Annotated in this window: 12 protein-coding genes; 9 read left to right on the plus strand and 3 right to left on the minus strand. The window is 61.7% G+C overall.

Annotated elements, in window-relative coordinates; translation table 11 throughout:
- From EPO09_RS01135 to EPO09_RS01145, 3 genes are all read left to right on the plus strand, one after another.
- The coding region (locus EPO09_RS01135) for a cupin domain-containing protein (RefSeq protein ID WP_290639340.1) at positions 1-407 on the plus strand (407 nt) is incomplete at its 5' end.
- A 211-nt stretch (positions 408-618) separates the two neighbouring features.
- Positions 619-891: a YlcI/YnfO family protein gene (locus tag EPO09_RS01140; RefSeq protein ID WP_290639341.1), complete on the plus strand. Its 273-nt coding sequence runs from the start codon at positions 619-621 to the stop codon at positions 889-891.
- Positions 888-1202: a type II toxin-antitoxin system RelE/ParE family toxin gene (locus EPO09_RS01145; protein WP_290639343.1), complete on the plus strand. Its 315-nt coding sequence runs from the start codon at positions 888-890 to the stop codon at positions 1200-1202. The genes EPO09_RS01140 and EPO09_RS01145 overlap by 4 nt, the downstream gene beginning before the upstream one ends.
- Positions 1203-1303: 101 nt before the next feature.
- Here the strand turns inward: EPO09_RS01145 and EPO09_RS01150 are convergent, their stop codons facing one another.
- Genes EPO09_RS01150 through EPO09_RS01160 form a run of 3 tightly spaced genes read right to left on the minus strand, consistent with a single transcriptional unit; the run spans position 1304 to position 2730 of the window.
- Positions 1304-1825 (minus strand): hypothetical protein, encoded by a 522-nt coding sequence (locus tag EPO09_RS01150; protein WP_290639344.1) that lies wholly within the window; start codon positions 1823-1825, stop codon positions 1304-1306.
- Between the two features lie 36 nt (positions 1826-1861).
- Entirely contained in the window at positions 1862-2257 is a 396-nt protein-coding gene (locus EPO09_RS01155; RefSeq protein WP_290639346.1) for a DUF1398 family protein, read from the minus strand.
- Positions 2254-2730, minus strand: coding sequence for a MarR family winged helix-turn-helix transcriptional regulator (locus EPO09_RS01160; protein ID WP_290639348.1), 477 nt, complete (start codon positions 2728-2730; stop codon positions 2254-2256). Before EPO09_RS01160 ends, EPO09_RS01155 begins: the two co-directional genes overlap by 4 nt.
- 124 nt (positions 2731-2854) lie before the next feature.
- On the opposite strand from EPO09_RS01160, the gene EPO09_RS01165 reads away from it, so the two are divergent.
- From EPO09_RS01165 to EPO09_RS01190, 6 genes are all read left to right on the plus strand, one after another.
- The gene (locus tag EPO09_RS01165; RefSeq protein WP_290639350.1) at positions 2855-5143 is read left to right on the plus strand and encodes a type VI secretion system Vgr family protein; all 2289 of its coding nucleotides are present in this window, start codon (positions 2855-2857) and stop codon (positions 5141-5143) included.
- A gap of 1 nt (position 5144) precedes the next feature.
- Positions 5145-5699, plus strand: coding sequence for a DUF6484 domain-containing protein (locus EPO09_RS01170; protein ID WP_290639352.1), 555 nt, complete (start codon positions 5145-5147; stop codon positions 5697-5699).
- A 14-nt stretch (positions 5700-5713) separates the two neighbouring features.
- Positions 5714-6787: a DUF2169 domain-containing protein gene (locus tag EPO09_RS01175; protein ID WP_290639354.1), complete on the plus strand. Its 1074-nt coding sequence runs from the start codon at positions 5714-5716 to the stop codon at positions 6785-6787.
- Positions 6784-7809: a hypothetical protein gene (locus EPO09_RS01180; protein ID WP_290639356.1), complete on the plus strand. Its 1026-nt coding sequence runs from the start codon at positions 6784-6786 to the stop codon at positions 7807-7809. Before EPO09_RS01175 ends, EPO09_RS01180 begins: the two co-directional genes overlap by 4 nt.
- Entirely contained in the window at positions 7809-8300 is a 492-nt protein-coding gene (locus EPO09_RS01185) for a DUF4150 domain-containing protein (protein WP_290639358.1), read from the plus strand. The genes EPO09_RS01180 and EPO09_RS01185 overlap by 1 nt, the downstream gene beginning before the upstream one ends.
- A partial coding sequence (locus EPO09_RS01190; protein WP_290639360.1) for a DUF6531 domain-containing protein occupies positions 8272-10247 on the plus strand: 1976 nt, incomplete at its 3' end. The genes EPO09_RS01185 and EPO09_RS01190, both read left to right, overlap by 29 nt.

Genomic DNA, 10247 nt, shown 5'->3' on the forward strand with positions numbered 1-10247 from the left:
CCGCTCTAAGTGACACGCACAAGGGTGATCGAAACGCCAGCACGGCCATCTACTTCTTGCTGAGGCATGGTGAGTTCAGCGCCTTTCATTTGTTGGCGTCAGACGAAGTGCTGCACTTCTACGATGGCGAGCCGCTGCATGTGTATGAGATTGACGCAGCAGGCGCTATGCGTGTGCACACCTTAGGCCGGGATCTGGCGCGTGGTCAGCAGTTCGCTTTGGTTATTCCTGGCGGTAGCTGGTTTGCGCTGCGCTGCGAGGTGCCGGGTGGTTTTAGCCTGATCGGATGCACGGTGGCGCCTGGCTTTGATTTTGAGGACTTTACGCTTGACGATCGCGCCGTGCTGTTGGAACGCTTCCCACAGCATGCGCAGATGATTCACGAGATGACGTTTGAGCGTGGGTGACTGGGCTTGCTGAGAGATGTGTGGCTGCTTTAGGCTGATTGCTGTCTTTCAGCCGAGGCTCATCGAGCGGCCGTTATCGACCCTGAGCAGTCGTAGGCTCACTAAACGGGCCCGCCAAATTGCTGACGGTCGTGCAGGAGCGCGAGTCAATGCGGTCCGAGATCCAGCACAGCACTTGAATACGTAGTGCAAACGCAATACAATTGCGCTAATGAAAACCGCAGTCATCCCTCAAGTCCGTGTCGAACCCGAGTTGCGCGCTGATCTTGATTCGGTGCTTCTGCCCGGCGAGACGCTGACTGAATTTGTCGAGGCATCGGTGCGTCGCGCCGTCGAATTTCGTCGCGTGCAAACGGACTTCGCCGCGCGGTGCGATGCCTCATTGGCAGCGTACGAGCGCACCAGGGTTTCCATCCCGTCGGACGTTGTCTTGTCGAAGCTTGAGGCGAAAGTTGCCGCACGGGTGAAGCAGCTTCGCAAATGACTTTCAGGGTCGAGTTCACGCCTGAGGCGGATGCCGATCTGGATCGCCTGTTTGACTTTCTCCTGGATGGCGCTGAGACCGTCGAAGACGCCATGCGTGCCTATGAGGCTATCGACGCCATTCGCACCGCTGCCAACAGTCATCTCGCGACCACGCCCTATAGCTATCGCAAGGTCGGTCAACGCCCAACATTGCGTGAACTCATCGTCCCGTTCGGCTCCACCGGGTACGTCCTTCGCTTCGATATACGCACCCCTGAGCTGGTGCTCGTCATCGGCGCGCGCCACCAGCGTGAAGAGGATTTCCATTGACGGCGGTGCACTCGGTGGCTGCCGATCAATGATGTCAGTTCATGGCCGCAATCAGTTGTACGGGCGGTCTGCTGCCGAAAATGCTGGCCGCAGCGTGGTGACTACATCGCTCTGCATGAGAGCAGCTCCCCATGTGCCATCCCCTCGACTAAGTCTGAGTAGTCTGCTTCGATCAACTGGGCCTCGATAAATAGATATTCAGGATTCAGGCGTTCCTGTGGCGTCGGATCGAAGAGCCGACCTGTCGTCTTCTCTTTGACGACCGAGTGGTGCATGAATCGCACCTCTCCAAGCAAACCCCTGAAGTCGAATACGAGCCAGCCACGGACGACCTCAAGATCGTTGGGATAAGTCTGCGCGAGGATCGATGCATTGTGATGGCATTGGTTCGCTTCTGGCTGCCATATGCCATCTTCGTGCTCGACATTTACTGGTCTTAGAGGTACGACGACGCCTTCATCTAGGCGTTCGAGCAGGGTCCGTGCGTACGCAATTTTGTCCGGTGAAGGCATGTCAGCATCATAAAATCGACGCTGCGCAGAAAATCTGCCGCTCGCCACCGACAGGAACTGGCCGAAAGCTGTCCAATCGAGGGCATGGCTGAACGGCAGCAACCGCTGCAAAGCAGCCCCCCAGTCAGTCTTCAGTCCCCCGCTGCCTCACTCCGGAAACCTCTCCACATGCGTTTCCCCCCTGCGGCCCAGGTAGCTCACATGGCACCCCGCCAACCACACCGTGTAACCCACGCACCCTGCGGCTTGCGTCAGCGTCTTGAACTCGGGGTACATCACCAGGCCTTGCTGGGCGCCCTTTATGGCGGCGCGCACGGCTTGCGCATCAAACGCATCAGCCACGCCGTGTGCCGGGCGCTCAAATTGGCAATCCACCGTGTGGCCATCGGGCAGGTAGTAGGTGGTGCGGCCGCTGCGGTAGTCCACGTGGTAGGACTCCACCCCGGCATGCAGCAGTTGCCCGATCACCTGGCCAAAGTGGATCGTGCCCTGGTTGGAGGCCTCAAAGGTGGCCTGGATGATGGCGACAGTAGCTTCGTTCATGCGGTGGGGATGCTGTTGAGTTGATGGTGCTGCACCAGCGCCTGCATGGCCTGAGTCAGGGCCTGGCGCTCGCTGGCCGGCAGGTGGCCAAAGAAGTGGGCGTCATTCGCGTCGGCCAGTGCGGCCAGTTTGGGTACCAGCGCCTTGCCGGTGGGGGTGAGGGTCAGGCTCTGCTCGCGGGGGCGGCCATCGGCCAGCCGGCGTGCGGCCAGCCCCTTTTCCTCCAGCCGCGACACCACCTTGGAGGCCGCCCCTTTGGTCATGCCCAGGGCCTGGATCAGCTCGGCATGCGTGGTTTGATCTTGTGACCACAGGGTGCGCAGCGCCACCCATTCGGTCACGGTCACGCCTTGTTCCTCCAGCAGTTGCTGAAAGCGTGCGGACACGTGGTTCGAGACAAAGCGCAGCCAGAAGCCCAGATGGGCCTCCAGTGGAGAGGGCGAGGGTGGGGTGTCGGTGTGGCGTCTGGGCATGGTGTTTCCATGGAAACTGACGTGAATCATAGTTTCCGTGGAAACAGATGTCAATCCCGACGCTCGCCTCCTCATGACTTTGGTCGCTTTGCCAAGCGCGCCGCCTGGGGTGTACTAAAGCACTATGGCCACGACAGCACCCATCACGCTCAGCTCCCCCCTGCCTGCGGCAGACCTGTTCCTCGAGTCGATGAACGTCTCGGAGGGCCTGAGCCAGTTGGGTGGCATGCAGCTGAATCTGCTCAGCGAGAAGGCCACGCTGGCACCCAAGGATCTCTTGGGCAAGCCGGTCACGCTGACCATGCATCTGGCTGATGACAGCAAGCGCTATTTCCACGGCTATGTCACCCGTTTCGGGCTGGGCACACCCCGTGGCCGCTATTTCGCCTACCAGGCCGAGGTACGCCCCTGGCTGTGGTTCCTCACCCGCACGTCTGATTGCCGCATCTTCCAGGAGATGTCGGTGCCGGACATCGTCAAGAAGGTGTTTGACGATCACGCCAGCGTGGCGCACGTCAAGCTCAAGCTGTTTCGCACCTACCACCCGCGCACGTATTGCGTGCAGTACCGCGAAAGCGATTTCCAGTTCGTCACCCGCCTGCTGGAGCGCGAGGGCATCTACTGGTATTTCGAGCACACCAACGGCAAGCACGAACTCGTGCTGATGGATTCGCTCAGCGCGCATGACCCGATCACGGGCACCAGCACCATCCGCTACATCGAAGACCCGAGCAACGCGCCGCCGGATCAGGAGTACATCTCGCAATGGACCTTCAGCCAGGAGGTCAAGACCGGCAAGATGGTGCTCACGAGCTACGACTTCGAGCGTCCCGCCACCTCTTTGTTGGTGGACGCCAGCCTGTCGCGCTCGCACGATCAGGCTTCGGCCGAACGCTTCGATTTCCAGGGCGACTACACCAAGGCGCCAGATGGCAAACAGTTTGCCGAAGACTGGCTCGATGAGGTGCAGGCACGCCATCACAGGCTTGAGGGCCAAGGCAATGCCATGGGGCTGGAGGCCGGGCGCACGTTCACGCTCAGCAAGCACCCGCGTGATGATCAGAACGCCCAGTACCTGCTGACCAGCGTGCAGATCCAGGCCCAGGTGGCCGTGTTCGATGCCGGCCAGAGTGGCAGCCAGTTCAAGGTCAGCTTCGAGGCGATCCCCTCATCGCAGCAGTTCCGCCCGCAACGCAGCACCGTCAAGCCCTTCGTGCAGGGGCCGCAAACGGCGGTGGTGGTGGGCCCCAGCGGTGAAGAAATCTTCACTGACAAATACGGCCGCGTCAAAGTGCAGTTCCACTGGGACCGCCTGGGCAAGAAGGACGAGAAAAGCTCCTGCTGGGTGCGCGTGTCGCAGCCCTGGGCCGGCCAGAACTTCGGCTTCGTGCATATCCCGCGCATCGGGCAGGAGGTGGTCATCTCCTTCCTGGAGGGGGATCCTGATCAGCCGCTGATCACGGGCCGCGTCTACAACGCGCAGCAGATGCCGCCGTGGGATCTGCCGGCCAATGCCACGCAGTCGGGCGTGCTGTCGCGTTCATCGAAGGGCGGGGCTTATGGCAATGCCAATGCTTTGCGCTTTGAAGACAAGAAGGGCGCCGAGCAGGTGTGGCTGCACGCCGAGAAGAACCAGGACATCGAAGTCGAGAACGATGAGACGCACTGGGTTGGCCATGACCGCACCAAGACCATCGACCATGATGAGACGGTGCACGTCAAGCACGATCGCACCGAGACGGTCGACAACAACGAGAAGATCACCATTGGCGTCAACCGCACGGAAAGCGTGGGCTCCAATGAGGACATCACCATCGGTAGCAACCGTACCGAGAAGGTTGGCAGCAACGAGCAGATCACGATCGGCGCCAACCGGACCGAGTCGGTCGGCAGCAACGAGACGATCACGATCGGCGCCAACCGCAGCATCTCGATCGGTGCGAGTGAGACGGCCACTGTGGCCCAGCAGCGCACGCACACGGTGGGTGTGAATGAAACCATTGCCATCGGTGCCGCGCAGGAGGTGGCCATCGGGGCGGCGCAATCGATCAACGTGGGTGCGAATCAATCCACGAACGTGGGGGCCAGCCAGTCGCTGAGCGTGGGCTCGGGGCGCACGGTCAATGTGGGCGCCGATCAGACGACGTCCGTTGGTGGTGCGGCCAGCGTGAGCGTGGGCAAGGGCCGCAGCGCCACCATTGCTGAAGGTGATGCGCTCAAGGTTGGCAAGGCGCTGGTCATTGAGGCTGGAGACGCCATCACACTGAAAACAGGCAGCGCCAGCATCACGATGAAGAAGGACGGCACCATCACGATCAAGGGCAAGGACATCACGATTGATGGCTCGGGCAAGATCAATGTAAAGGCCGGTGGTGATGTGGTGCTCAAGGGCTCCAAGATCACGCAGAACTGACATGAACCCTCAGGACATGCCCGATCTCTGCGTGCCAGCTGGCGAGCTGCAGGCGGAGGCTTTGTTGTCACCCTTATTGCAAGGTGCTGCTGCGGTGAGCCTGCCAGCAGGGGCGCCCGCACAAGGGCCCATTCATGGCGTGCTGATCGGTACCTTGCTGGCCTTGACGGACCATGGCCAGACAGCCCTGGTGAGCTTTGCCGGACAGCCTGGCCACGAGGCTGTGCGCGCTCGTACGGTCGTGGATCTGCAGGGGCCGCACATTGGGCAGGCAGTGGTCCTGATGTTCGAACAAGGCGATGTGAACAGGCCCATCGTCATGGGTCTGGTGTGTGGCCAGGTGGGCTGGCCGTTACCGGATGCACCTGCCACAGTCAATGTGGACGTTGATGGCGAACGCATGGTGGTGGCCGCCAAAGAGCAACTGGTGTTGCGTTGCGGCGAGGCCAGCATCACGCTGACCAAGGCGGGCAAGGTCCTGATCGATGGCACCTATGTGCTGAGCCGTTCAAGCGGCGTGAACCGGGTCAAAGGTGGCTCGGTGCAGCTCAACTAGACAGGCGACCAGTCATGCAATTGATCAACGCCACCCGCATGCTCGCGGGCTACAACGTTGGCATGGAGCCCAGCGGGCGTGAGCTGCTGGTCGTGGTCATCAAGGGCACCTTCGTATTGCCTCAGGCTGGTGAGGCCGTGCGCCTGCATGACAAACAGGTGCCCTTGGTCATGGCAGATACCTTTACAGGTGTGCCCGGCAAGACGGCGGCTGTCCATGAGGTTGATTTCGCACCACGCAAGCCCATGTGCGATGTCTTGCTGGTGGGCAGCGCCTGGGCGCCTGGCGGGCAGGCTGTCAGCCGCATGAGGGTGAGTCTGAAGATCGGCCCGATTGACAAGCAGGCCGATGTGATCGGCGATCGTCAATGGCAGGCGGGCCTCACGGGCATCAGTGCCACGGCACCTCAGGCTTTTGTGAGCATGCCCTTGTCGTATGACCGGGCATTCGGCGGCGCGGATGTCTTCAGTGACGACCCGAGTGAGCACGACGCCTATACGGCCAACCCGGTCGGCCGAGGTTGGCACAAGCACCTCAAGAATGCGTGGGTGGATGGTTCGCCGCTGCCCAATATCGAGTTGCCTGGCGAGGGTGTGAGCTTCCCGACTGATTCGTGCTTGCCAGTGGCCTTTGGCCCGGTCGGGCGGGGCTGGGCGCAACGCGCTTGTTTCGCCGGCACATACGATCAGGCTTGGCTTGATGATGTGTTTCCCTTTCTGCCTCGGGACTTTGATGAGCGCTATTACCAGGCCGCACCTCTCGATCAACAGATGCCGATCCCGACCGGGCCATTGAGCGTGCAACTGGGAGGGTTCACGCCGGATGGCCTGCGCAGCTTTGTATTGCCGTATTTCGAAGCGCCGGTGACGGTCTTCCCCAAGCAGGGCGCGCGGGAAGCCTGCAAGGGCGTGCTGGACACCATCGTGCTGGAGCCCGACGCCGGGCGTTTCACCTTGACCTGGCGCGTGACCAGGCCGTTGAAGAAGAGCATTTTCGAGATCAGCCGTGTGCAGGTCGGGGTGCAAGGCTACGAGCGTTGGGATACGGCGCCCGCGACTGATCCTGCGCTTGCGGTGGGGAGCGCATGATGGCGACGCCACTGGCCATCCACCGTGTGGGTTTGTTGACTGCCGTTGGCGCGAGTGCCGGGGCTTCCTGTGCCGCCATGCGGGCCAAGGTCAGCAACCCCAGCCCGACCCGCTTCATGGATGCAACGGGCGAGTGGATCCTTGCGCACCGCGTGGAGATGCCCGATACCTTGCGTGGGCTGGATCGCCTGAGTGCCATGGCCGCGTCCGTGATGACCGAGGTCTTGGAGGGCGTGGCCCCTTCCGATCGTGCAGTCATGCCTTTGCTGCTGTGCGTGGCCGAGAAAGAACGGGCCGGGCGTCAGGAAGGGCTGGATACGGCCTTGCTGGCGCACGTGCAGCAGGCTTTGGGGTGCACGTTCTCGGCAGACTCATCTGTCATCGCACAAGGCCGTGTGAGTGTGGCCGTGGCCTTGGTGCTGGCGCGCAAGCTCATCGAAGCCGCTCGTGCCCAGCGTGTGCTGATCGTAGCCACAGACAGCCTGCTGAGCTGGGCTACCCTGAGCCACTATGACCGCGTAGGCCGTTTGCTGACCCCTGAAAATTCCAACGGCTTCATGGCGGGTGAGGGCGCCGGGGCCTTGCTGGTCGGGCCGGCCTCTGGTGGTGCGCAGTTGTTGTGCACAGGCCTGGGCTTTGCCATCGAGCAAGCCACGATCGACAGCGACATGCCGCTGCGCGCAGATGGTTTGAGCGCGGCCATCAAGGATGCGGCCAATGAGGCCGCCCTGACCGTGCGTGATTTCGATTACCGCATCGCCGATCTGTCAGGCGAGCAGTATTACTTCAAGGAAGCGGCACTGGCCTTGCAACGTACCTTGCACCAACCCAAGGCGGAATTCGACCTGTGGCATCCGGCCGAATGCACGGGTGAAGCGGGCGCGCTGGCCGGCGCAGCCATCATCGCCATGGCCGAAGCCGCCGCGCGCAAGGGCTACGCCAAGGGGCCCAATGTGCTGGCACATCTGTCCAACGACGCAGGGCCGCGGGCCGCGCTGGCCTTGCAGTACAGGAGGGCTTGATGGCCAACAATGTATTTGCCAACATGATGGAAGTGTCTTGCAAGGCGGCGTCCGGCAAGACGATCTGCGCCTTTCCCGATGTCTGCATGACGCCGCCCATGACACCGGCCACGCCGCCCGGCGTGCCCATTCCCTATCCCAATACCGGCATGGCTTCGGATGCCACCGATGGTTCCACCTCGGTGAAGATCTCTGGCAAGGAGATCATGCTCAAGAACAAGTCCAGCTTCAGCAAGAGCTCCGGTGACGAAGCAGGTTCAGCACCCAAGAAAGGTGTTGTGACCAGCAAGAACATGGGCAAGGTCTTTTTCAACATGTGGTCCATGGATGTGAAAGTGGAGGGCGAAAACGTGGTGCGCCATCTGGACATCACCACCAACAATCACGCATCCATGCCGGGCAATTCGCCGCCCATGCCGCATGTGGATGGCATGGCCCCTCCGGGTATAACGAGTTCCAGCGATGAATCCTGCCCCGTTTGCAAGCAGTAGCGTTGGCCCACCGGTCAACCCCGTCCTGGGGGCGCTGGTGCTGGCTGATGACGAAGACCTCGACTTCGTGCTCGAAGGGCCGCTGGCACTGGCTTGGCAGCGCATCTACTACTCCGGAAATGCGCACACCGGGTGGCTGGGGCGTGGTTGGCGCACCCAGTTCGAGGTGCAGTTGCTGGCTGTGCCCGATCAGGCTGGTGTTGGTGTCGACAGGCTGGAGTGTGTGGACGGCTTTGGTCGTGTGTTGACATTGCCCAGTCTGCCCGTGGGCGGGGTCCATGCCGTGGTGGGCGATGGCATCACCTTGCGTCGCTCGGCGCAAGGCAGCTACAGCCTGGAGACAGCCGAAGGTCTGCGCTATGACTTTGCCGAACGCGTGGGCGATGCCTGCGCATTGGCCGCGGTGGTTGATCGCAATGGCAACGCCATTCGCCTGGATCGCACCAGCCAGGGGGCGCAGCGTGAAGTGATCCGGCTGAGTTGCAGCGGCGGCCAGCAGGTCGCCTTGTATCTGGATGGCGGGCGTTTGCGTCAGGTGGCCCAATTGCGACCGCAGGGCGGGCAGTGGCAGGCTCACGTGCTGTGCCGCTATGAATATGACGGCCACGGCAACCTGACTCGGGTGTTCAACCGTGCTGGTGAGTGCATGCGTGCATTCAAGTACAACGACGAGCAGTTGCTCAGCTTGCACGCATATGCTGGCAGCTTCGAGGCATGGTTCGAGTACGAAGCCATCAATGGCCAGCGGCGCATCGTCAAGCATGGCGACAACGTGGGCCAGCACTGGCGCTTGCGCTATGAGCCGCACCAGACCGCCGTCACCGATCAGGACGGACGCACATGGCTGTTTCACGTTGACGGGCAGCAGCGCTGGACGGGCCTGACCGATCCACTGGGGCATGTCACGCGCTATGGCCTGGATCGCCATGGCAAGGTGAGGGCGGTCATTGATCCACTTGAACACGTCACCGAAACCATCTACGACGACAACAGCAACCCGGTCGAGATCCGCGATCCGATGGGAGGGGTGACGCAGATCGAGTGGCATCCGGCATTGGGGCTGCCCGTGGCCATCGTGGACCCGTTGGGCCGTACCAGCAAGTTCGAGTACGACGACAAGGGCAACCTCGTCAGCGAGACCGAGGCCGATGGCAGCACGACTGCATATGAGTTGTCGCCCACCGGTCTGCCTGTGAAGATCACCGATGCACGAGGTGGCATCAACAAGCTGGCCTACAACGCTGCTGGGCAGTTGACCCAGTACACCGATTGTGCCGAGCGCAGCACCCGCTACGAGTATGACGACAACGGTTGGCTGGTGGCCGAGGTGGACGCACAAGGTCAGCTCACCCGCTACGAGTACAACGCGGCGGGCCGTTTGAGCCGTGTGGTCGAAGCCGATGGCAGCTTCGAGGCATATGAAACCGATCTGGCCGATCGCCCCTTGCTGATCACCAATGCCGTGGGCGCACGCACTACCATCACTTACGCGCCGGATGGCTTGCCGCTGGAGCTGGTCGATGCGATGGGCGGCGTCTTGCGCTTGAGCTATACGACCAGCAGGCAGTTGCGCCAGCTCATCAATGAAAACGGCGCCAGCCATCTCTTTGGCTACGACGCCGTTGACCGCCTGATCGAGAAGGTGATGTTTGACGGCGGTCGCGTCAACTACGTCTATGACGCTGCTGGCCGCATCGTGGCCACGGTCGAATCACCGGATGCCACGGCGGCCATCCTGACGCGCTATCGCCGAGATCCGGCGGGCCGCCTGCTGGAACGCAGCACGCCTTCGACCGCGACCTTGTTCACCTACGATCTGGCCGGGCAGCTGACGCAAGCCCGCAACCGGCATTCGTGGACGCAGTTTGTGTACGACGATGTCGGGCAGATCGTGGAGGAGCGGTTGCATACGGCACAGGGCAGCCGCGTGCTGAAACACGAACACGA

Origin of the sequence: Aquabacterium sp., assembly GCF_004297345.1 — a bacterium.
GTDB lineage: Bacteria > Pseudomonadota > Gammaproteobacteria > Burkholderiales > Burkholderiaceae_C > Aquabacterium.